Source organism: Pseudomonas sp. A1230 (genome assembly GCF_044218825.1).
Classification (GTDB): domain Bacteria; phylum Pseudomonadota; class Gammaproteobacteria; order Pseudomonadales; family Pseudomonadaceae; genus Aquipseudomonas; species Aquipseudomonas iridis.
Window position 1 is genome coordinate 13,521 of the sequence record NZ_CP162582.1, and the last position, 21,705, is coordinate 35,225.

A 21,705-nucleotide genomic window follows, 5' to 3' on the forward strand; every position below is an offset into this window, starting at 1 on the left:
AGGCTGCGAGCTTTTGATTTTGGCTGTCAGCCGCCTTCGTCGAAGTAGTTGTTGATCAACGCCACCAGCGCATCCAGCGCTTCCTGTTCCTGATGGCCTTCGGTACTCAGATAGATTTTGGTGCCTTTGCCAGCCGCCAGCATCATCATTGCCATGATGCTTTTGCCATCAACCGTTGTCTCTGGTGTGCGGCCCACTCTGATCGTGCAGTCGGGATACTGACCGGCAACCCCGACAAACTTCGCCGACGCTCGGGCATGCAAACCCAGTTTGTTGATGATTTCGATTTCCAGAGCAGGCATCGCGGTGTGAATCCTTTAGGTGAGGTCGCGGTGGCGGACCTGGACGTTCTTCAGAGTTTTCTGCAGGGCCTGACCCAGGCGTTCGGTCAGGTAGACGGAGCGGTGGTGCCCGCCGGTGCAGCCAATGGCAACAGTAACGTAGGCGCGATTGCTCGCGGCGAAGCGCGGTAGCCATTTGTGCAGGTAGCTGAAAATGTCCTGGAACATTTCTTCAACCTCGGGCTGCGCTGCCAGGTATTCGGCCACCGGCTCATCGAGCCCCGATTGCGCACGTAGCTCAGGCTTCCAGTACGGATTGGGCAGGCAGCGCACGTCAAACACCAGATCCGCATCCACCGGCATGCCGCGTTTGAAGCCAAATGACTCAACCAGAAATGCCGTGCCCGGCTCCGGCTGACTCAGCAGACGCAGCTTGATGGTGTCGCGCAACTGGTACAGGTTCAGATTGGTGGTATTGATCTTCAGATCGGCCAGATCGGCGATGGGCCCCAACAGGGCAGTTTCATCCTGGATCGCCTCGGCCAGCGAGCGATTGGCGTTGCTCAGCGGGTGGCGCCGACGGGTTTCCGAAAAACGCTTGAGCAGGGTTTCTTCGTCGGCATCCAGATACAGCACATCGCACTGGATATGGCGGCTGCGCACTTCTTCAAGCAGTTCGGGAAAACGCGAGAGATGACTTGGCAGGTTGCGCGCATCGATCGACACCGCCACCAGCGGTTGCGCCAGTTCAGTGTGAATCAGCGCGCGCTCAGCCAGTTCCGGCAGCAAGCCTGCCGGCAGATTGTCGATGCAATAGTAACCGTTGTCCTCAAGGACATTCAGCGCGGTACTTTTACCTGAGCCGGAACGGCCACTGACGATGATCAAGCGCATGATTACTGCCCGCTCTGCTCGTCCACAACAACCTGGTACAAGGCTTCATTGCTTGAAGCGCTGCGCAGTTTATCGCGCACTTCTTTGCGATCCAGCATGCTGGCGATCTGGCGTAGCAACTCCAGATGCGCATCGGTGGCGGCTTCGGGGACCAGCAGTACGAACAGCAGGTCAACCGGCGCACCGTCGATGGCGTCGAAATCGATAGGGGCTTCAAGGTGCATCAGGGCGCTGATCGGCGACTGGCAACCCTTGAGGCGACAGTGAGGAATGGCGATGCCGTTGCCAAAACCGGTAGAACCGAGTTTTTCACGGGCAATCAGAGCCTCGAAGACATCTTGCATCTCCAGATCCGGCACTTCGCGGGCGATCAGGTTGGCAATCTGTTCGAGGGCTTTCTTTTTACTGCCGCCCGGCACGTTCACGAGGGAACGGCCGGGGGTCAGGATACTTTCAAGTCGGATCATGGGGTAGGGGGTTATCGACCGGTCGCGCCCTGGAGCAGGCTCTGGGTCTTTTCCTTATGCTTTTTGAGTTGTTTGTCCAGCTTGTCGGTCAAGGCGTCGATCGCGGCATACATATCGGTATGTTCTGCGTTGGCGACCACTTCACTGCCGGGGATATGCAAGGTGGCTTCGATTTTCTGCTTCAGCTTTTCGACGCACATCGTGACCTGCACGTTGGTGATCTTGTCGAAATGTCGCTCTAATCGTTGAAGTTTCTCATTGATGTAGTCGCGCAGAGGTTCGGTCACTTCCAGTTGGTGTCCACTGATGTTGACTTGCATACAGCTTCTCCTTCGTTGCCAGTGCATAAAGCGGCAGGCCGAAAAGCCTGCCACTGGAACGCTGTAACGTGGCTTACATCAACCGCTTGCGTTCGCTCGAAGGCGCGATCCCGAGGGATTCGCGGTACTTGGCGACGGTGCGGCGAGCCACCTGAATGCCTTGTGCCTCCAGTAAACCAGCGATCTTGCTGTCACTCAACGGCTTTTTCTGATTTTCCGCGGCAACCAGTTTTTTGATGATCGCGCGGATCGCCGTGGACGAGCATTCGCCGCCCTCGGAGGTGCTGACGTGGCTGGAGAAAAAGTATTTCAGTTCATAAATACCGCGCGGGGTATGCATGAATTTTTGCGTAGTCACCCGGGAAATGGTCGACTCGTGCATGCCGACCGCCTCGGCGATGTCATGCAGTACCAGCGGCTTCATGGCTTCGTCGCCATATTCAAGAAAACCGCGCTGATGCTCGACAATCTGGGTGGCCACTTTCATCAGGGTTTCGTTGCGGCTTTGCAGGCTCTTGATGAACCAGCGGGCTTCCTGCAACTGATTGCGCATGAACGTATTGTCGGCGCTGGTATCGGCGCGACGCACGAAGCCTGCGTACTGGGCGTTGACTCGCAGACGAGGTACCGACTCCTGATTCAGCTCGACCAGCCAGCGTTCATTGTCCTTACGCACAATGACGTCCGGAACGACGTATTCGGCTTCCGTCGATTCGATCTGCGAGCCCGGCCGTGGATTGAGGCTTTGTACCAGCTCGATGACCTGGCGCAACTCATCTTCCTTGAGCTTCATGCGGCGCATCAACTGGCTGTAATCGCGACTGCCGAGCAAGTCGATGTAATCGCTGACCAGACGTTTCGCTTCAGCCAGCCAGGGCGTCTTGGCCGATAGCTGGCGCAATTGCAGCAGCAGGCATTCGCTGAGATTGCGGGCGCCGATGCCGGCAGGCTCGAATTGCTGGATGCGGTGCAGAACGGCTTCGATCTCGTCCAGTTCGATGTCCAGTTCCGGATCAAACGCTTCGAGAATTTCTTCGAGGGTTTCGTCCAGATAGCCCTGATTGTTGATGCAATCGATCAGGGTCACGGCGATCAGTCGATCGGTGTCGGACATCGGTGCCAGATTCAGTTGCCACAGCAGATGGCTTTGCAGGCTTTCGCCCACTGAAGTGCGCGTGGTGAAGTCCCACTCGTCATCATCGCTGCTCGGCAGGCTGCTGGCGCTGGTCTGGTAGACGTCTTCCCAGGCAGTGTCGACCGGGAGTTCATTGGGGATGCGCTCGCTCCAGTCGCCTTCCTCGAGGTTATCCACCGTTGGGGCGGTTTCCTGATAGGAGGGTTCCTGGATATCGGTGTTGGGCTTCTGTTCGGCGTTGTCAGCCAAGGGATCGGTGTTGTCGAAGTCTTCGCCTTCTTCCTGGCGTTCGAGCATCGGATTGGATTCCAGAGCCTCCTGAATTTCCTGTTGCAGGTCCAGGGTCGACAATTGGAGCAGACGGATAGCCTGTTGCAGCTGAGGTGTCATCGTCAGCTGCTGGCCCATTCTCAAGACTAGCGATGGTTTCATGGCAGGGGCTTAACACCTTATTCGCCGGCGCGATGCGCCATCCACTACAGGGCGCCGAAGCGCCAAACTTAAGCAAATTATATGCCTGAAACTGAAGTGTTTGCCTAGAGCGCTGTAACAATTAAAGCGTATTAAATTCTGCTTGAATCGATACAGCGCCAGGGCGGCTCACCGGGCACCTTTGCGCTTACAGGCGGAACTCGTGGCCCAGATACACTTCCTTCACCAGATCATTGGCCAGGATGGTAGCGGAGTCACCTTCGGCGATCAGTTGACCGTCGTTGACGATGTAAGCGGTTTCGCAGATATCCAGCGTCTCGCGCACGTTGTGGTCGGTAATCAGAACACCGATGCCCTTGGCTTTGAGATGGTGGATGATTTGCTTGATGTCGCCGACCGAAATCGGATCGACACCGGCGAACGGTTCGTCGAGCAGGATGAATTTCGGCGCAGTCGCCAACGCGCGAGCGATTTCCACCCGGCGGCGTTCACCACCGGACAGGCTCATGCCGAGGTTGTCGCGGATGTGGCTGATGTGGAACTCCTGCAGCAGGCTTTCCAGCTCCTTGCGACGACCGGCCTTGTCGAGTTCCTGACGGGTCTCGAGGATGGCCATGATGTTGTCGGCTACCGACAGTTTGCGGAAGATCGACGCTTCCTGCGGCAGATAGCCGATACCGGCCTTTGCACGACCGTGCATTGGCTGGTGGCTGACGTCCAGATCGTCGATCAGCACACGGCCCTGATCAGCCTGAACCAGCCCGACGATCATGTAGAAGCATGTGGTCTTGCCGGCACCATTGGGGCCGAGCAGGCCGACGATCTGACCGCTGTCGATCGACAGGCTGACGTCACGCACGACCTGACGGCCTTTATAGGCCTTGGCCAGGTGCTGAGCTTTCAGAGTTGCCATTACTGGTTTTTCTCTTCGGATTTCTTCTTCGGCTGGATCACCATGTCGATGCGCGGACGCGCTTCGGTGACTTTGCTGCCGGTAGCGCGACCGGCGCTGGCCAGTTTCTTCACGGTGTCATAGACGATTTTCTCGCCCTGGGTGGTGTTGCTGTCTTTGTCGACAACCTTGGCCTTGTCGATCAGTACGACGCGATTTTGCGCGGCGTGGTACTGAATCGTCACGCCCCAGCCCTGAACAGGCTTGGAATCGCCGGCGGTCTGCAGTTGTTCGAAGTAGGCGAGGTTGCCGACAGACGTAACAACGTCGATATCACCGGTCGAGGTGCGGGTGATGGTCACGGTGTTGCCTTTTACGATCATCGAGCCCTGAGTGATGATCACGTCACCTTTATAGGTGGCTACGCCGTTCTTGTCGTCCAGCTGGGCATCGTCGGCCTGAATGCGGATTGGCTGCTCTTGATCGTTCGGCAGAGCCCAGGCGCTCACGCTTCCCAGTGCTGCGCCCAGACTGAGCAAAATAGGGAGGGTTTTAACGAGCCTCATACTGTCCTCTTACGTTCGATTGCAGGTGTATCCTGCTTTCCTTCAGGTACGCTTTCATTCCTACGCCAGTCGATACACCGCCAGCGCCCTCGATTCTAACGGGTTGCTCGGTCTGCGCATATTCCCGCTGCGGGAACACTGTCATGCGAGTGGAAGTGATCAGCGTGTCGCGGTTCTTTTCATCGGTGCGCTTGATGCGTACCGAATCGATCAATTCGACTTCAGTGCCGCCCGAATTCACTTCGCCACGTTCGCTGGTCACATGCCACGGGAAATCCGTTCCGCGGTACATGTTCAGGTCGGGCTTGGTAACCAGCGTGACATCGGTCGCCTTGACGTGTTCGGCCTTGTCGGACGTCATTTCATACTGCACTTTGCCATCCGGCAGGTATTGCACGGTACGCGTGTTGGTCGCATACCAGTCGATAGGGTTTTCCACGGACGTGGTCGGAGGCTTGTCGAGGAAGCGTTCCGGGCTGATGTTCCAGTAGCCGACGGCTGCAAATAGTGCAGCGATGCAGCCGAACAGCAGGAAGTTACGAAATTTTTTGCTAAACATGGTTTGGCTCACAGGTACGCGGCGTTGGCCGCATCGAGGCGGCCCTGGGCGCGCAGGATCAATTCGCAGAATTCGCGGGCAGCACCTTCACCGCCTCGGGCACGGGTAACGCCATGGGCGTGTTCGCGGACGAAATCAGCGGCGTTGGCAACGGCCATGCCCAGCCCGACGCGGCGGATCACCGGCAGGTCAGGCAAATCGTCGCCCAGATAGGCGACTTGTTCATAGCTTAGGCCCAGTTGCTCAAGTAGACCGTCCAGAACCACCAATTTGTCTTCGCGCCCCTGAAACAGGTGTGGGATGCCGAGGTTTTTCGCCCGGCGTTCGACCACGGGTGTCTTGCGACCGCTGATGATGGCGGTCTGCACGCCGGCGTTCATGAGCATTTTGATGCCTTGGCCGTCGAGGGTGTTGAAGGTTTTGAACTCGCTACCGTCTTCAAGAAAGTACAGTCGCCCGTCAGTCAGGACGCCATCGACGTCGAAAACTGCCAGTTTGATGGCTTTGCCGCGTTGCAGCAGATCGGTGCTCATTTACATGACTCCTGCGCGCAGCAGATCGGAGAGGTTGAAGGCGCCGACCGGGCGATCCTCCTCGTCGACCACTACCAGTGCATTGATTCGGTGGTCTTCCATGATTTTCAGGGCTTCGGCGGCGAGCATCTCGGGCCGGGCGGTCTTGCCGTGGGCTGTCATCACCTGGTCGATGGTCGCACTGCGAATATCGATGCTGCGATCAAGGGTGCGGCGCAAATCACCGTCGGTGAAGATCCCGGCGAGTTTGCCGTCGGCTTCAAGAATGACGGTCATGCCCAGACCCTTGCGAGTCATTTCCATCAAGGCGTCCTTGAGCAGCGTGCCGCGTTGGACCTGCGGCAACTCCTGCCCGGCATGCATGACGTTTTCCACTTTCAGCAACAGGCGGCGGCCAAGGGCGCCACCTGGGTGGGAGAAAGCGAAGTCTTCAGCGGTAAATCCACGAGCTTCCAGCAATGCCACGGCCAGCGCATCGCCCATGACCAGGGCGGCGGTGGTCGAAGAGGTTGGCGCCAGGTTCAGCGGACAGGCTTCGTGCTCGACGTGAACGTTGAGGTTCACTTCGGCGGCTTTGGCCAGCGGCGAGGCCGGATTGCCGGTGACGCTGATCAACTGGATGCCCAGACGCTTGATCAACGGCAGCAGGGTGACGATTTCGTTGGTCGAGCCGGAGTTCGACAGGGCCAGGATCACGTCGTCGCGGGTGATCATGCCCATGTCGCCATGACTGGCTTCGGCCGGGTGAACGAAAAAGGCCGGGGTGCCGGTACTGGCCAGAGTCGCGGCGATCTTGTTGCCGACGTGCCCTGATTTGCCCATGCCGACCACGACCACACGGCCCTTGCTGGCCAGAATCATATCGCAAGCGCGTACGAAATCGGCGTCGATATGGGGTAACAAGCCTTGTACGGCTTCCACTTCGAGGCGAATGGTGCGTTGTGCCGATTGAATCAGGTCGCTGGATTGGCTCATGTCAGAAATCGTATAGCCCGATGAAAAGGCGGCGATTATAGCGGTTATGTAGCAAAGCCTCACGCAAGTTCGTCATGCTTTGTCATCCCGCGTTACCAAAACCCGGCAAAAGCGCCTCCGCACCTGTCATCTCGCTGAATACGGGCCGGCACAAGCCTTGGGCGCTTGGCCTTTGCAGTGATATAGTTCGCCGCCAGTTCGGCCTGCCCGGGACGTACGTGCTTTTTCACCAAAGCCAGGCGTCCGAGTGAGAGGCTGCATCGCAAGGAGTTTAGATGAGTGCCGATAACGCTTACGCGGTCGAGCTGAAGGGAGTCTCCTTCAAGCGCGGTGCGCGCAGCATTTTCAATAACGTCGATATTCGCATCCCGCGCGGCAAGGTCACCGGCATCATGGGACCTTCCGGGTGTGGCAAGACCACGCTGCTGCGGTTGATGGGGGCTCAGTTGCGCCCTGCCAGCGGCGAAGTCTGGGTCAACGGCCAGAACCTGCCTACGCTGTCGCGCAGCGATCTGTTCGATGCGCGCAAGCACATGGGTGTGCTGTTCCAGAGCGGCGCACTGTTCACCGATCTCGATGTCTTCGAGAACGTCGCTTTTCCCCTGCGCGTTCATACCGAGTTGCCGGAAGAAATGATCCGCGACATCGTCTTGCTCAAATTGCAGGCAGTGGGGTTGCGCGGTGCCATCGAGCTGATGCCTGATGAACTGTCCGGTGGCATGAAGCGTCGCGTGGCTCTGGCCCGTGCCATTGCGCTGGATCCGCAGATCCTGTTTTACGACGAGCCGTTCGTCGGTCAGGACCCGATCGCCATGGGCGTATTGGTACGTCTGATCCGTCTGCTCAATGATGCGTTGGGCATCACCAGTATCGTGGTGTCCCACGATCTGGCTGAAACCGCGAGCATTGCCGACTACATCTATGTAGTGGGTGACGGTCAGGTGCTGGGGCAGGGTACGCCGGACGAGTTGATGAACTCGGATGAGCCGCGTATCCGTCAGTTCATGTCCGGTAATCCCGATGGCCCGGTGCCGTACCATTTTCCAGCGACGGACTACCGCGCAGATCTTCTGGGGAAGCGCTGATGCGCAGAATTTCATTAATAGAACGCGTGCGCCGGTTCGGCGAAGCGGCGATCGACGCCATTGCGGTGTTCGGTCGGGCGACGCTGTTCCTGTTTCACGCGTTGGTTGGTCGTGGCGGCATCAGCGGCGGATTTGGCCTGCTGGTCAAGCAACTGCATTCGGTCGGCGTCATGTCGCTGGTGATCATTGTGGTCTCCGGGGTTTTCATCGGCATGGTTCTGGCCTTGCAGGGGTTCAGCATCCTGTCGAGCTACGGTTCGGAGCAGGCGGTAGGGCAGATGGTTGCGCTGACACTGCTGCGTGAGCTCGGCCCGGTGGTGACCGCACTGTTGTTTGCCGGGCGCGCCGGTTCGGCGTTGACCGCGGAAATCGGCAACATGAAGTCCACCGAACAGCTTTCCAGCCTGGAAATGATCGGTGTCGACCCGCTCAAATACATTATTGCCCCGCGTCTGTGGGCCGGTTTCATTTCCCTGCCGGTGCTGGCAATGATTTTCAGCGTGGTGGGCATCTGGGGCGGTTCGTGGGTCGCTGTCGACTGGCTGGGTGTGTATGAAGGGTCTTACTGGTCGAACATGCAAAACAGCGTGACCTTCACCAGTGACGTGCTCAACGGCGTCATCAAAAGTATTGTTTTCGCCTTCGTCGTCACCTGGATCGCCGTATTCCAGGGCTATGACTGTGAGCCCACTTCCGAGGGGATCAGTCGTGCCACCACCAAGACCGTAGTGTTTGCCTCGCTGGCAGTACTGGGTCTGGACTTTATTCTGACCGCTTTGATGTTTGGAGATTTCTGATGCAAAACCGCACCCTGGAAATCGGTGTCGGCCTGTTCCTGCTGGCAGGGATCCTGGCCTTGTTGCTGCTTGCGTTGCGGGTCAGTGGCCTGTCTCCGACTTCGACCACCGACACTTATAAACTGTATGCCTACTTCGACAATATCGCCGGTCTGACGGTCAGAGCCAAAGTGACCATGGCCGGTGTCACCATCGGCAAAGTCACGGCAATCGATCTGGACCGCGACAGCTTCACCGGTCGGGTGACACTGCAAGTGGACAAGAAAGTCGACAATCTGCCGACTGACTCCACAGCATCTATCCTGACCGCTGGTCTGCTGGGCGAGAAGTACATCGGTATCAGCGTAGGCGGGGAAGACACCGCTCTGAAGGATGGTGGAACCATTCACGACACGCAGTCGTCTCTGGTACTGGAAGACCTGATCGGTAAATTCCTGCTCAATACCGTTAGCAAAGACGCCAAATGAGGAGCTTTTGAATGATCTCTATCTTGCGACGCAGCCTGTTGGTGTTACTGGCGGCTCTGCCTTTGATGGGTAACGCTGTGGCTGCAACGTCGGCCCATGAACTGGTTCAGGACACAACCACCCGGTTGCTGGCCGATCTGGCTGCCAACAAAGAGAAATACAAGCAGGATCCGACCGATTTCTACGCGGCGCTCAACAATATTGTCGGGCCGGTGGTGGATGCCGAGGGCATTTCGAAAAGCATCATGACGGTGAAGTATTCGCGCAAGGCCACGCCGGCGCAGATGCAAACCTTTCAGGAAAACTTCAAGAAAGGTCTGTTCCAGTTCTACGGCAACGCCTTGCTCGAGTACAACAACCAGGGCATCACCGTTGATCCTGCCAAGGATGAGTCGGGCGATCGCACCAGCGTCAACATGACCGTCAAGGGCAGCAGTGGCGCGGTCTATCCTGTGCAGTACACGCTGGAGAAGATCAACGGCGAGTGGAAACTGCGCAACGTGATCATCAACGGTATCAACATCGGCAAGCTGTTCCGTGATCAGTTCGCTGACGCGATGCAGCGCAATGGCAACAATCTGGACGCGACCATCAACGGTTGGGCCGGTGAAGTGGCCAAGGCCAAGGAAACCACCGAAAAAGCTGCCGAGAAGCCAGCGCAATGAATGAGGCCGCAGTTCGTATGAGTGATGTAGACGAGCTCTTGCTCAGCGGAGTGCTGGATTACCGCACCGGGCCTGATCTGCGCAAGGAAGGTCAGGCGCTGATCAAGTCCAGCAAGGCGTCTTCGCTGGTCATCGACTGCTCGGCCGTAAAGAAATCCAGCAGCGTCGGTTTGTCGTTGCTGCTGTGTTTCATGCGCGATGCACAGGCGGCCGGCAAGGCTGTCAGCATCCGCGCGATGCCCGAAGACATGCGCGAAATTGCTCAGGTCAGTGAACTGACCGAACTCTTGGCGCAACCCTGAACCCGCATCATTAAAGAAGCCCCCCGTCAGAGTCCTGCCATGCGGGGTTCGCAGGCGCGGGGCTTTTTTGTATGATGTCCGACCCGTGCGCACAGGGCGCCGATTGAGGTTGAGCATGCAGGCCGTAGAAGTGAAGAGCTTCCTAGAAGGAAAGCTGCCCGGAACGTTGGTAGAAGTTGAGGGCGAAGGCTGCAATTTCCAGCTGAACGTGATTAGCGATGAACTGGCGGCGTTGAGCCCGGTGAAGCGTCAGCAGCAGATCTATGCCCATTTGAACCCATGGATCACCGATGGCAGCATCCATGCGGTTACTATGAAATTTTTCAGCAGCGCGGCCTGGGCCGAGCGCACCTGAGCCTAAGGGCGTCGAGATTCTTATGGATAAATTGATTATTACCGGTGGCGCTCGTCTTGATGGCGAGATCCGCATTTCCGGGGCAAAGAACTCTGCCCTGCCGATCCTGGCCGCCACCTTGTTGTGCGATGGCCCGGTGACGGTGGCTAACCTGCCGCACCTGCACGACATCACCACCATGATCGAACTGTTCGGTCGCATGGGCATCGAGCCGGTGATCGACGAGAAGCTCAGCGTCGAAATCGACCCGCGCACCATCAAGACCCTGATCGCCCCGTACGAACTGGTGAAAACCATGCGTGCGTCGATCCTGGTGCTCGGCCCGATGGTTGCGCGCTTCGGTGAAGCCGAAGTCGCACTGCCTGGCGGTTGCGCGATCGGTTCGCGTCCGGTTGACCTGCACATCCGTGGCCTCGAAGCCATGGGCGCAGTGATCGACGTCGAAGGCGGCTACATCAAGGCCAAGGCGCCTGAGGGCGGTCTGCGCGGTGCAAGCTTCTTCTTCGATACCGTCAGTGTGACCGGTACCGAAAACATCATGATGGCCGCCGCTTTGGCCAGGGGCCGCAGCGTGTTGCAGAACGCCGCCCGCGAGCCTGAAGTGGTTGACCTGGCGAACTTCCTGAACGCCATGGGCGCCAAGGTTTCCGGTGCCGGCACCGACACCATCACCATTGATGGCGTCGAGCGTCTGGGTTCGGCTTTCTACAAAGTCATGCCTGACCGTATCGAAACCGGCACCTATCTGGTCGCTGCTGCCGTGACCGGTGGCCGCGTCAAGGTCAAGGACACCGATCCGACCATCCTCGAAGCCGTTCTGGAAAAACTTCGTGAAGCCGGCGCAGAAATCACCTGCGGTGAAGACTGGATCGAGCTGAACATGCACGGCAAGCGTCCGAAAGCAGTCAACGTGCGCACTGCGCCGTACCCGGCGTTCCCGACCGACATGCAGGCACAGTTCATCTCGCTCAACGCCATTGCCGAAGGCACCGGTGCTGTGATCGAGACGATCTTCGAAAACCGTTTCATGCACGTTTACGAACTGCACCGCATGGGCGCGCATATCCAGGTTGAAGGCAATACGGCCATTGTTACCGGCATCGAAAAACTCAAGGGCGCGCCAGTGATGGCAACCGACCTGCGTGCTTCGGCCAGCCTGGTGATCTCGGCACTGGTTGCCGAAGGCGATACGCTGATCGACCGCATCTACCACATCGACCGTGGTTACGAGTGCATCGAAGAAAAACTGCAGATGCTGGGCGCCAAGATTCGTCGCGTTCCGGGCTGATCGCTGCATGTGGACACAGGGACGTGTCCGTTGAATTCGTTTCGAATCGAGGGTGTTCTTTTCAATAGTAAAGACACCTCGATGTGTGTTCGGCGCCGATTGCGACCGGACATGAGTACCTTGATAAGGACTGACGTTTCCCATGTTGACCATCGCACTGTCCAAGGGCCGCATCCTTGACGACACCCTGCCGCTTCTCGCTGAAGCGGGCATCGTGCCGACCGAGAATCCGGACAAGAGCCGCAAGCTGATCATCCCCACGACGCAGCCAGATGTACGCCTGCTGATCGTGCGCGCCACCGACGTGCCGACCTATGTCGAGCATGGCGCGGCCGACCTCGGCGTAGCCGGTAAAGACGTGTTGATGGAATACACCGGCCAGGGCTTGTACGAGCCACTGGACCTGCAGATCGCTCAGTGCAAACTGATGACCGCCGGCAAGATCGGCGCCGCCGAGCCAAAGGGCCGCCTGCGTGTGGCGACCAAGTTCGTCAACGTTGCCAAGCGTTATTACGCCGAGCAGGGCCGCCAGGTCGACATCATCAAACTGTACGGTTCGATGGAACTGGCACCGCTGATTGGCCTGGCCGACAAGATCATTGACGTGGTCGACACCGGCAACACCCTGCGCGCCAACGGTCTGGAACCTCAGGAACTGATCGCCACGATCAGCTCGCGCCTGGTGGTCAACAAGGCTTCGATGAAAATGCAACACGCCCGTATCCAGGCGTTGATCGATACCCTGCGCAACGCAGTGGAATCACGACACCGCGGCTGATTTACTTGCGTGACCTCAGGTCGCGCCGTCTATCCGCCTCATAGCCAGAATTCTCAGGTGCCCAAGCGGATCGAATGGTAGTTTCGGGCGCCTGAGTTTTTGCCAATCCTATGAGGCTCTCGCTATGACCGCACCGACTGCAATTCGCCGACTCAACGCTGCTGACCCGGATTTCGCGCATCATCTGGATCATCTGCTGAGCTGGGAAAGTGTGTCTGACGACTCGGTCAATCAGCGCGTACTCGACATCATCAAGGCTGTGCGCGAGCGTGGCGACGCGGCGCTGGTCGAGTTCACCAAGAAGTTCGACGGTCTCGACGTCGCCTCGATGGCTGACCTGATTCTGCCGCGCGAACGCCTGGAACTGGCCCTGACCCGCATCACCGTAGCGCAACGTGAAGCGCTGGAAAAAGCCGCGGCCCGCGTGCGCAGCTACCACGAAAAACAGAAACAGGATTCCTGGAGCTACACCGAGGCCGACGGCACGGTGCTGGGCCAGAAGGTTACGCCGCTGGATCGCGCCGGTCTTTACGTGCCGGGCGGCAAGGCGTCGTACCCTTCGTCGGTGCTGATGAACGCAATTCCGGCCAAGGTTGCCGGCGTGACCGAAGTGGTCATGGTCGTGCCGACCCCGCGCGGTGAAATCAACGAGTTGGTGCTGGCTGCCGCGTGCATTGCCGGCGTTGACCGCGTGTTCACCATCGGTGGCGCCCAAGCGGTTGCGGCGCTGGCCTATGGCACCGAAAGCGTGCCAAAAGTGGACAAGGTCGTCGGCCCTGGCAACATCTATGTCGCCACTGCCAAGCGCCACGTGTTCGGTCAGGTCGGCATCGACATGATCGCCGGCCCTTCGGAAATCCTCGTGGTGTGCGATGGTCAGACCGATCCGGACTGGATCGCCATGGACCTGTTCTCCCAGGCCGAGCACGACGAAGACGCGCAAGCGATTCTGGTCAGCCCCGACGCCGAGTTCCTCGACAAGGTCGCCGCGAGCATCGACAAGCTGCTGCCGACCATGGATCGCGCAGCCATTATCGAAACATCGATCAATGGCCGCGGTGCGCTGATTCACGTGCGTGACATGGCCCAGGCCATCGAAGTCGCCAACCGCATTGCGCCAGAACACCTTGAGCTGTCGGTCGCCGACCCCCAAGCCTGGTTGCCGCAGATCCGCCACGCCGGTGCGATCTTCATGGGGCGCCACACCTCCGAAGCGCTGGGTGATTACTGCGCAGGCCCGAACCACGTGCTGCCGACCTCCGGCACCGCACGTTTCTCTTCGCCGCTGGGTGTGTACGACTTCCAGAAACGTTCTTCGATCATTTTCTGCTCCGAGGCCGGTGCGTCCGAACTGGGCAAAACTGCTTCGGTCCTGGCCCGTGGTGAGTCGCTGAGCGCTCACGCACGTAGCGCCGAATACCGCATCAAAGACGAAACGAAGGGGAACTGAACATGAGTAAATTCTGGAGCCCGTTCGTCAAGGATCTGGTGCCTTATGTGCCGGGCGAACAGCCGAAGCTGACAAGGCTGGTCAAGCTCAACACCAACGAAAACCCGTACGGCCCGTCGCCAAAAGCCTTGGCGGCAATGCAGACCGAACTCAACGACAACCTGCGCCTGTACCCGGACCCGAACAGCGATTTGCTGAAAAATGCTGTCGCCACTTACTACGGCGTGCAGACCAATCAGGTGTTCCTGGGCAACGGTTCGGACGAAGTGCTCGCGCACATTTTTCACGGTTTGCTGCAACACGATCAGCCGATTCTGTTCCCGGACATCAGCTACAGCTTTTATCCGGTGTATTGCGGTTTGTACGGCATCAAGTTCGACGCGGTGCCGCTGGATACGCAGTTCCAGATCAACCCGGCGGATTACGCCAAGCCAAACGGCGGGATCATTTTCCCTAACCCGAATGCCCCGACTGGCTGCCTGTTGGCGCTGGATGCGGTTGAGCGGATTCTCATCGCCAGCCCGAACTCGGTAGTTGTGGTGGATGAGGCGTACATCGACTTCGGTGGTGAAACGGCGATCAGCCTGGTGGATCGTTATCCGAACCTGCTGGTGACCCAGACCTTGTCCAAATCCCGCTCTCTGGCAGGCCTGCGGGTTGGCTTGGCGGTGGGGCATCCGGATTTGATCGAGGCGCTGGAGCGCATCAAGAACAGCTTCAACTCTTATCCGCTGGATCGCCTGGCGAACGTCGGCGCGGCGGCGGCATTCGAGGATCGTGAGTATTTCGACAAGACTTGCCGTTTGGTCATCGAAAGCCGCGAGTGGGTTGTCGCGCAATTGCAGGGCAAGGGTTTTGAGGTGTTGCCGTCGGCGGCGAACTTCATTTTTGCCCGTCACCCGCAACATGATGCGGCAGGGCTGGCGGCCAAGCTGCGCGAGCAGGGCGTGATTGTGCGGCACTTCAAGCAAGAGCGGATTGCGCAGTTCCTGCGGATTTCGATTGGCACGCCGGAGCAGAATCAGGCGTTGATCGATGGGCTTGGTGAACTGTAAAGGCAAAAGCCCCTCACCCTGACCCTCTCCCGGAGGGAGAGGGGACTGATTGGGGGATGCTTCAGCGTTACACCGACCTGGGGAATGCTTTACCGAATCTATAATCGACTCGGTATTTCAGGTCGTTGTATTCCGCAAGACAACTCGGTCGGTTCCCTCTCCCTCCGGGAGAGGGCTGGGCGGGCGGCGTTTGCGATGAGGGTGAGTTTTTTATTCGTGATGCGGCTCGCCCAGGAACGTCAGCGAACTGAACAACCCGCGACTGTTTACATCAACACTGTCCTTCACCGGCACCTCAACCTGCGCCGCAATCACATTCAACCCTTCATTTCGCACCAGCACCTGCGCGCGGCCGTCCTTGTCGGTCTCGGTGCTCAGGGTATTGGGTGCGCTGCGGTAATCGCCGATCAACTTGACGCCCGCCGCCGGTTTGCCATCAAGCAATACGCGCACCGGCAATGACTTGCCCGGCCCGACCGTCAGCGGATCAACTTCCGGCAGAATCAGCAACTTGATCTGATCCAGCTTGGGCAACTTCGCCCCCGGTTGATAGATCGCCAGGCTGTACTTGAACGTCTGCGTCGCCTCGACGGCGCCCGGCACTTTGCTGCGCCCTTCGTTGATCCACTTCTTGTCAGCGGTCTGTGACCACATCCCGTTATTCAACGCCACGGCCATTACCGCGGGTGTTTTCAACGGCCTGAGGCGGGCGTGATCGGGCAGGCGCTCGACGCTGACCGGGATCATCTTGCCGCTCGCGTCGTAGGCCCACGCGCCACTGATTTTCTGGGCCTTGAAGGCGTTGTCTTCGGCGCCGTGACCGTAGATCACTTCGATGTTGCCGCGCCGTTGTTCGGTCCACAGACCATGGGCCGAGGCTTGTCCGGCGAACAGCGCGGCGATGACCAGCAGGGTTTTGCCGTATTGCATGGTGACTTCCTTTTACAGATTGAGTGACAGGCTGACGGTGAAATTGCGCGGCTCGCCGGGGTTGACCCAGTAATTGCTGTAAGAGCGCTCGTAGTATTTTTCGTCGAATACGTTGTTCAGGTTCAGGCCGACGGTGACGTTGTCGCTGGCCTTGTAATGGGCCAGCAGGTCGACGGTGTGATACGCCGGCAATTCGAAATCGCTGCCGGATTCGCCCGAGCGATCACCGACGTAAGTGAACGCTGCGCCAACGTCCGAGCCGCGCAGATGCCCGTCCTGAAATTCATAAACACCCAGCAGACTGCCGCTGCGTTTGGCCACGCCGAGGATGCGGCTGCCGGTGGGAATCACGGCGTCACCCTGAGTCACTTCGGCGTCGATGTAGGCGAAGGCGCCAATCACCCGCAGGGCATCGGTGACTTGGCCGGTCACCTGCAGATCGAAGCCGCGACTGCGTGCCTTGCCCATCGCGCGGTTGGTGTCGGTGGCGGGGTCGAGCGCGAGGACGTTTTCCTTGTCGATGTGAAAGAAGGCGAGGGTGCTGCTCAGACGTTCGTCGAACAGTTCGTTTTTGATGCCGATTTCGTAGCCGACACCTTCCTCCGGATCGAAGGATTTGCCGGCCGCATCGAGACCGTTGTTTGGTTTGAACGAGGTCGAGGCGTTGGCGAACAGGCCGGTGTTGGGCGTCAGTTGATAGAGCAGGCCGGCGCGCTGGGTGAGGGCGTCGTGGGTCTGGCGGCTGCTGGCGTTGCGGCTGTGGTCGTCGATGTTTTGTTCGAAGTGTTCGAAACGTGCGCCGATCATCCCGCGCAATTTGTCGGTAAAGACGATTTGATCCTGCAGGTTCAGCGCGTGGCTTTCGAGGTGCTCGAAAGTGTCAGTGCCCGAGCGTGCGCCGTTGGGTTTCGGCTTGCCGTAGATCGGCTTGTAGATGTCGATGGCGTAGGGGCCGCCGGCGATGGTGGTGACGCGCTCGTTCTTGCGGAAGTTCTCGTATTCGGTGCCGATCAGCGGTTCGTGCTGCCATGGGCCGAGGTCGAACAAACCACGCAATTCCAGTTGGGTGATGCTGTCGTGCCAGTTGGTATCGCGCTCGCGGTAACGGCGGTTGACGGTATGACCGTCGGCATTCAGCGGGCGACTTTCGGAAGCGTCGCCCCACAGTTTGCCTTCCTTGTAATGGCTGGCCAGGCGCAGTTTCCAGCTGTCGTTAAGGTGATGCTCGAGCGTCGCCTGAAGCAGATTGTTGTGGTTGTCGACGTTGCCGTCGTTGGGTTCACCGAGGAACGTCGAACGAGAAACACCGCTCCATTTATTGCCAGGCGCGACGATGCCACGGTCGAACGTCGAGCTGTGGCGGACGATTTCGCTTTCCACCAACAGCGACGTGTCCGGGTTCAATTGCCAGCTGATCGAGGGCGCGACGAATACGCGTTTGCTGTCGACGTGATCGCGAAAGCTGTGGTTGTCCTCGACTGCAAGGTTGATCCGCGAGAGCACGTCACCCTGTTCATCGAGCGGCGTGTTGACGTCCAGCGCCGTGCGATAACGGTCCCAACTGCCAGCGCTGGTCTGCAACGTGGTAAAGGCTTCGGGCTGTGGTTTTTTGGTGACGATGTTCACCGTGCCACCCGGGTCGCCACGGCCATATAGGCTGGCCGCCGGGCCTTTGAGCACTTCGATACGCTCGATATTGGCTGCGTCCGGAGTGCTCGGGTACCCGCGATTGGCGCTGAAGCCGTCCTTGTAGAACTCCGAGGTGGTGAAACCGCGCACGCTGTATTCGTAGAGCGTCAGGCCGCCGAAGTTGTTTTGCTTCGATACGCCGCCAGCGAAATCCAGTGCGCGCTCGACGCTGGTGCTGCCCAGATCCTTGAGCACGCTGGCAGGCACCACGCTGATTGCCTGGGGGATATCGCGGATCGCCGTGTCGGTTTTGGTCGCACTGGATGAGCGCGTCGCACGGTAGCCCTTGACTGGACCAGTGGGGGATTCGTAATCGGAGGTGACGCTGATCGCGTCAAGTTCGAGCGGTTGCGGCTCTTCGGCAAAGGCCGCATCGCCCAGCAAGGCAAGGGGTAGACCGAGAGTCAGGCCAAGCAGGGAGGCCTTTGTTCGAGACGACATGTTATGTTGTTCCAATTGTTAGATTGAAACAATATAACATGCCTTTTGAGAATGTCTTTTATTCGCGCCGCTGACGCGAATAAATTTTTACTCTCGTTTTTCCTGCACCGGCGCCGGCGGTGGACGCAAGCCGATTTCCGCCGAGAGCTTGATCTCCTTGCCGTTACGCATCACCTGAATCGTGACCTTGTCGGTCGGTTTGATGCGCGCGACCTGGTTCATCGAGCGACGACCATCGCCGGCCGGTTCGCCATCAATGCTGAGGATCACGTCGCCCAGTTGCAGGCCGGCCTTCTGTGCCGGGCCGTCGCGGAAGATCCCCGCCACCACAATGCCCGGACGCCCGGACAAGCCAAACGATTCGGCCAGTTCCTGAGTCAATGGCTGCACTTCGATGCCGAGCCAGCCGCGAATCACCTGTCCATGCTCGATGATCGACTTCATCACTTCCATCGCCAGTTTCACCGGGATGGCAAAACCGATGCCCTGCGAGCCACCGGACTTGGAGAAAATTGCCGTGTTGATGCCGGTGAGGTTGCCGTTGGCATCCACCAGTGCACCGCCGGAGTTGCCCGGGTTGATGGCCGCGTCGGTCTGGATGAAATCTTCGTAGTTGTTCAGGCCCAACTGATTACGCCCGGTGGCGCTGATGATGCCCATGGTCACGGTCTGGCCGACGCCAAACGGGTTGCCGATGGCCAGCGCAACGTCGCCGATGCGGATGCTGTCGGAACGGCCGACAGTGATCGCTGGCAGGTTTTTCAAGTCGATTTTCAGGACGGCGAGATCGGTTTCCGGATCGCTGCCGATCACTCGGGCCAGGGTTTCCCGGCCATCCTTGAGTGCTACGACGATCTGGTCGGCGCCGCTGGTAACGTGGTTGTTGGTCAGGATGTAGCCTTCCGGGCTCATGATCACGCCGGAACCGAGGCTCGACTCCATGCGCTTCTGCTTCGGCGAGTTGTCACCAAAGAAACGGCGGAACTGTGGATCCTCGAATAAAGGATGCGCCGGCTTGTTGATGACTTTAGTGGTGTACAGGTTGACCACCGACGGCGCGGCGATCGTCACCGCATCCGCATAGGACACCGGCCCCTGCTGCACAAGGGTGGTCTGCGGCGCCTGTTGCAGGTTGACGTCGAGGCTTGGCAGCCCGACCCACTGCGGGTATCGCTGAATAATCAACAGAGCGATAAGCACACCGGCCAACAATGGCCAGCCAAAAAAACGCAGCGCCTTGAACATTAAACACGTCCTGGAAAAGTTGCAGGCGAAGTCAGACCGCCCATAATGTCGCGCATTATACGAGGCCGCGCGTGCCTCTGAACGGGATATTTAGGAGTCTTTCATGGCCGTTGCCCTCAGCACCCTCGTCGAAGAAGCCGACCGATACCTGGCCAGTGCAAAAATTGCCGATTATTGCCCTAACGGCTTGCAGGTCGAAGGCCGTCCGCAAGTGATGCGCATCGTCAGCGGCGTCACTGCGAGCCAGGCGTTGCTCGATGCCGCCGTCGAGGCCGAGGCCGATCTGGTGCTGGTGCACCACGGTTACTTCTGGAAGGGCGAAAACCCCTGCGTCACGGGCATGAAGCAGCGTCGTTTGAAGACTTTGCTCAAGCACGACATCAGCCTGCTCGCCTATCACTTGCCGCTGGATCTGCATCCGGATGTCGGCAACAACGTGCAGTTGGCGCGTCAGTTGGACATCACCGTTGAAGGGCCTCTGGATCCGGATAATCTGAAAATAGTCGGGCTTGTCGGTTCGCTGAACGAGCCAATGACCCCGCGCGATTTCGCCCGCAAGGTCCAGGAAGTGATGGGCCGTGAACCGCTGCTGGTTGAAGGCAGCGGGATGATCCGCCGGGTAGGCTGGTGCACTGGCGGTGGTCAGGGCTACATCGATCACGGCGTGGCGGCGGGTGTCGATCTGTTTCTCAGCGGTGAAGCTTCCGAGCAGACATTCCACAGCGCCCGGGAAAACGACATCAGCTTTATCGCCGCCGGCCACCACGCCACCGAGCGTTACGGCGTGCAGGCGCTGGGCGACTATTTGGCAAAACGCTTCGCTCTCGAGCACATCTTCATCGACTGCCCGAATCCCATTTGAATCCAGCACAAACCCTGGTGGGAGCGAGCCTGCTCGCGAATACGATTTACGCTTCAATACAGCGCTGCCTGACACGACGCTTTCGCGAGCAGGCTCGCTCCCACATTGAATGCCTTCGCCCAAACGAGTGGGCATATTCATATGTCCTTTCGTTCTAGTTGGCGTCCTGATTAGAAGAGGTCGCTGTGCTAGGATTCCCCGCTCGAACACGGCCCGCTGGCCGTTCATAAGAAAGCTTTCGTGAGTAGCCATGGTCGACAAACTGACGCATCTGAAACAGCTGGAGGCGGAAAGCATCCACATCATCCGCGAGGTGGCCGCCGAGTTCGATAACCCGGTGATGCTGTACTCCATCGGTAAAGACTCCGCCGTGATGCTGCACCTGGCACGCAAGGCGTTCTTCCCGGGCAAACTGCCGTTTCCGGTGATGCACGTCGACACCCGCTGGAAATTCCAGGAAATGTACAAGTTCCGCGACAAGATGGTCGAAGAGCTTGGCCTGGACCTGATCACGCACATCAACCCGGATGGCGTGGCGCAGAATATCAACCCGTTCACCCACGGCAGCGCCAAGCACACCGACATCATGAAAACCGAGGGCCTGAAACAGGCGCTCGACAAGCATGGTTTCGACGCAGCGTTCGGCGGTGCCCGTCGCGATGAAGAGAAATCCCGCGCCAAAGAGCGCGTGTATTCGTTCCGCGACAGCAAGCACCGCTGGGATCCGAAAAATCAGCGCCCGGAGCTGTGGAACGTCTACAACGGCAAGGTCAACAAGGGCGAATCCATTCGTGTGTTCCCGTTGTCGAACTGGACCGAGCTGGACATCTGGCAGTACATCTACCTCGAAGGCATCCCGATTGTGCCGCTGTACTTCGCCGCCGAGCGTGAAGTGATCGAGAAGAACGGCACGCTGATCATGATCGACGACGAGCGCATCCTCGAGCACCTGTCCGACGAAGACAAAGCGCGCATCGTCAAAAAGAAAGTGCGTTTCCGTACCCTTGGTTGCTACCCGTTGACGGGCGCGGTGGAGTCCGAGGCCGAAAGCCTCACGGACATCATTCAGGAAATGCTCCTGACGCGAACTTCCGAGCGCCAGGGCCGGGTCATCGACCACGATGGCGCAGGCTCCATGGAAGACAAAAAACGTCAGGGATACTTTTAAGCTTCGAGTTACAAGCGGCAAGCTGCAAGTTAAAGGCGGTATGCGTAACTTTGCGGTTTGGCGCTTGCGGCCGG

General features: G+C 58.7%; 25 protein-coding genes. 12 read left to right on the forward strand and 13 right to left on the reverse strand.

The annotated features are described in order from the left end of the window. Positions 1-26: 26 nt before the first annotated feature. From AB4P97_RS00060 to AB4P97_RS00105, 10 genes are all read right to left on the reverse strand, one after another. Positions 27-302: an HPr family phosphocarrier protein gene (locus AB4P97_RS00060; RefSeq protein WP_008085079.1), complete on the reverse strand. Its 276-nt coding sequence runs from the start codon at positions 300-302 to the stop codon at positions 27-29. Positions 303-317: 15 nt separating this feature from the next. After that, positions 318-1,175 carry an RNase adapter RapZ gene (gene rapZ, locus AB4P97_RS00065; protein WP_042557663.1) on the reverse strand — a complete coding sequence of 286 codons (858 nt, stop codon included), beginning with the start codon at positions 1,173-1,175 and terminating at the stop codon, positions 318-320. A gap of 2 nt (positions 1,176-1,177) precedes the next feature. Beyond that, positions 1,178-1,642 carry a PTS IIA-like nitrogen regulatory protein PtsN gene (gene ptsN / locus AB4P97_RS00070; protein WP_047299777.1) on the reverse strand — a complete coding sequence of 155 codons (465 nt, stop codon included), beginning with the start codon at positions 1,640-1,642 and terminating at the stop codon, positions 1,178-1,180. A gap of 11 nt (positions 1,643-1,653) precedes the next feature. Further along, on the reverse strand, positions 1,654-1,962 hold the full coding sequence (gene hpf, locus AB4P97_RS00075) for a ribosome hibernation-promoting factor, HPF/YfiA family (protein WP_047299778.1): 309 nt from the start codon (positions 1,960-1,962) through the stop codon (positions 1,654-1,656). Between the two features lie 73 nt (positions 1,963-2,035). Further along, a complete protein-coding gene (locus AB4P97_RS00080; RefSeq protein ID WP_042557666.1) occupies positions 2,036-3,529 on the reverse strand; it encodes an RNA polymerase factor sigma-54 in 1,494 nt (497 codons plus the stop codon). A 187-nt stretch (positions 3,530-3,716) separates the two neighbouring features. Then, positions 3,717-4,442, reverse strand: coding sequence for an LPS export ABC transporter ATP-binding protein (lptB, locus tag AB4P97_RS00085; protein WP_042557667.1), 726 nt, complete (start codon positions 4,440-4,442; stop codon positions 3,717-3,719). Then, positions 4,442-4,987 carry a lipopolysaccharide transport periplasmic protein LptA gene (gene lptA, locus AB4P97_RS00090; RefSeq protein WP_042557668.1) on the reverse strand — a complete coding sequence of 182 codons (546 nt, stop codon included), beginning with the start codon at positions 4,985-4,987 and terminating at the stop codon, positions 4,442-4,444. The genes lptB and lptA overlap by 1 nt, the downstream gene beginning before the upstream one ends. Next, positions 4,974-5,546 (reverse strand): LPS export ABC transporter periplasmic protein LptC, encoded by a 573-nt coding sequence (lptC, locus tag AB4P97_RS00095; protein ID WP_042557669.1) that lies wholly within the window; start codon positions 5,544-5,546, stop codon positions 4,974-4,976. The genes lptA and lptC overlap by 14 nt, the downstream gene beginning before the upstream one ends. Positions 5,547-5,554: 8 nt before the next feature. Then, complete coding sequence (locus AB4P97_RS00100; RefSeq protein WP_042557670.1) at positions 5,555-6,079, reverse strand: HAD family hydrolase; 525 nt, start codon at positions 6,077-6,079, stop codon at positions 5,555-5,557. Beyond that, positions 6,080-7,054 carry a KpsF/GutQ family sugar-phosphate isomerase gene (locus AB4P97_RS00105; protein ID WP_042557671.1) on the reverse strand — a complete coding sequence of 325 codons (975 nt, stop codon included), beginning with the start codon at positions 7,052-7,054 and terminating at the stop codon, positions 6,080-6,082. A 275-nt stretch (positions 7,055-7,329) separates the two neighbouring features. Between AB4P97_RS00105 and AB4P97_RS00110 the strand changes: the two genes are divergently transcribed. From AB4P97_RS00110 to hisC, 10 genes are all read left to right on the forward strand, one after another. Further along, positions 7,330-8,139, forward strand: coding sequence for an ATP-binding cassette domain-containing protein (locus AB4P97_RS00110; protein ID WP_042557672.1), 810 nt, complete (start codon positions 7,330-7,332; stop codon positions 8,137-8,139). Next, on the forward strand, positions 8,139-8,936 hold the full coding sequence (gene mlaE / locus AB4P97_RS00115; protein WP_042557673.1) for a lipid asymmetry maintenance ABC transporter permease subunit MlaE: 798 nt from the start codon (positions 8,139-8,141) through the stop codon (positions 8,934-8,936). Before AB4P97_RS00110 ends, mlaE begins: the two co-directional genes overlap by 1 nt. Continuing rightward, entirely contained in the window at positions 8,936-9,403 is a 468-nt protein-coding gene (gene mlaD / locus AB4P97_RS00120) for an outer membrane lipid asymmetry maintenance protein MlaD (protein WP_042557674.1), read from the forward strand. The genes mlaE and mlaD overlap by 1 nt, the downstream gene beginning before the upstream one ends. Before the next feature lie 11 nt (positions 9,404-9,414). Then, on the forward strand, positions 9,415-10,068 hold the full coding sequence (locus tag AB4P97_RS00125; protein ID WP_042557675.1) for a phospholipid-binding protein MlaC: 654 nt from the start codon (positions 9,415-9,417) through the stop codon (positions 10,066-10,068). Continuing rightward, entirely contained in the window at positions 10,065-10,370 is a 306-nt protein-coding gene (locus tag AB4P97_RS00130; RefSeq protein ID WP_042557676.1) for a lipid asymmetry maintenance protein MlaB, read from the forward strand. Before AB4P97_RS00125 ends, AB4P97_RS00130 begins: the two co-directional genes overlap by 4 nt. Positions 10,371-10,485: 115 nt before the next feature. Continuing rightward, positions 10,486-10,725 (forward strand): BolA family protein, encoded by a 240-nt coding sequence (locus AB4P97_RS00135; RefSeq protein WP_007912386.1) that lies wholly within the window; start codon positions 10,486-10,488, stop codon positions 10,723-10,725. A 22-nt stretch (positions 10,726-10,747) separates the two neighbouring features. Next, positions 10,748-12,013 (forward strand): UDP-N-acetylglucosamine 1-carboxyvinyltransferase, encoded by a 1,266-nt coding sequence (gene murA, locus AB4P97_RS00140; protein WP_042557677.1) that lies wholly within the window; start codon positions 10,748-10,750, stop codon positions 12,011-12,013. Positions 12,014-12,155: 142 nt separating this feature from the next. Then, positions 12,156-12,791 carry an ATP phosphoribosyltransferase gene (gene hisG / locus AB4P97_RS00145; RefSeq protein ID WP_008085048.1) on the forward strand — a complete coding sequence of 212 codons (636 nt, stop codon included), beginning with the start codon at positions 12,156-12,158 and terminating at the stop codon, positions 12,789-12,791. A gap of 124 nt (positions 12,792-12,915) precedes the next feature. After that, positions 12,916-14,241, forward strand: a complete 1,326-nt coding sequence (hisD, locus tag AB4P97_RS00150; protein WP_042557678.1) for a histidinol dehydrogenase — start codon at positions 12,916-12,918, stop codon at positions 14,239-14,241. 2 nt (positions 14,242-14,243) lie between these two features. Beyond that, entirely contained in the window at positions 14,244-15,296 is a 1,053-nt protein-coding gene (hisC, locus tag AB4P97_RS00155) for a histidinol-phosphate transaminase (protein WP_395601918.1), read from the forward strand. A 210-nt stretch (positions 15,297-15,506) separates the two neighbouring features. On the opposite strand, the gene AB4P97_RS00160 is transcribed toward hisC, so the two are convergent. The 3 genes from AB4P97_RS00160 to algW all read right to left on the reverse strand — a co-directional run bounded on the left by AB4P97_RS00160 (position 15,507) and on the right by algW (position 19,601). Beyond that, positions 15,507-16,226 carry a DUF4198 domain-containing protein gene (locus tag AB4P97_RS00160; protein ID WP_042557680.1) on the reverse strand — a complete coding sequence of 240 codons (720 nt, stop codon included), beginning with the start codon at positions 16,224-16,226 and terminating at the stop codon, positions 15,507-15,509. A gap of 12 nt (positions 16,227-16,238) precedes the next feature. After that, entirely contained in the window at positions 16,239-18,356 is a 2,118-nt protein-coding gene (locus AB4P97_RS00165) for a TonB-dependent siderophore receptor (protein ID WP_395601919.1), read from the reverse strand. A gap of 87 nt (positions 18,357-18,443) precedes the next feature. Beyond that, positions 18,444-19,601 (reverse strand): Do family serine endopeptidase AlgW, encoded by a 1,158-nt coding sequence (gene algW / locus AB4P97_RS00170; RefSeq protein ID WP_042557682.1) that lies wholly within the window; start codon positions 19,599-19,601, stop codon positions 18,444-18,446. Positions 19,602-19,704: 103 nt separating this feature from the next. On the opposite strand from algW, the gene AB4P97_RS00175 reads away from it, so the two are divergent. Further along, complete coding sequence (locus AB4P97_RS00175) at positions 19,705-20,463, forward strand: Nif3-like dinuclear metal center hexameric protein (RefSeq protein WP_042557683.1); 759 nt, start codon at positions 19,705-19,707, stop codon at positions 20,461-20,463. A 250-nt stretch (positions 20,464-20,713) separates the two neighbouring features. Next, positions 20,714-21,631: a sulfate adenylyltransferase subunit CysD gene (cysD, locus tag AB4P97_RS00180; RefSeq protein ID WP_007912374.1), complete on the forward strand. Its 918-nt coding sequence runs from the start codon at positions 20,714-20,716 to the stop codon at positions 21,629-21,631. Positions 21,632-21,705 lie beyond the last annotated feature (74 nt).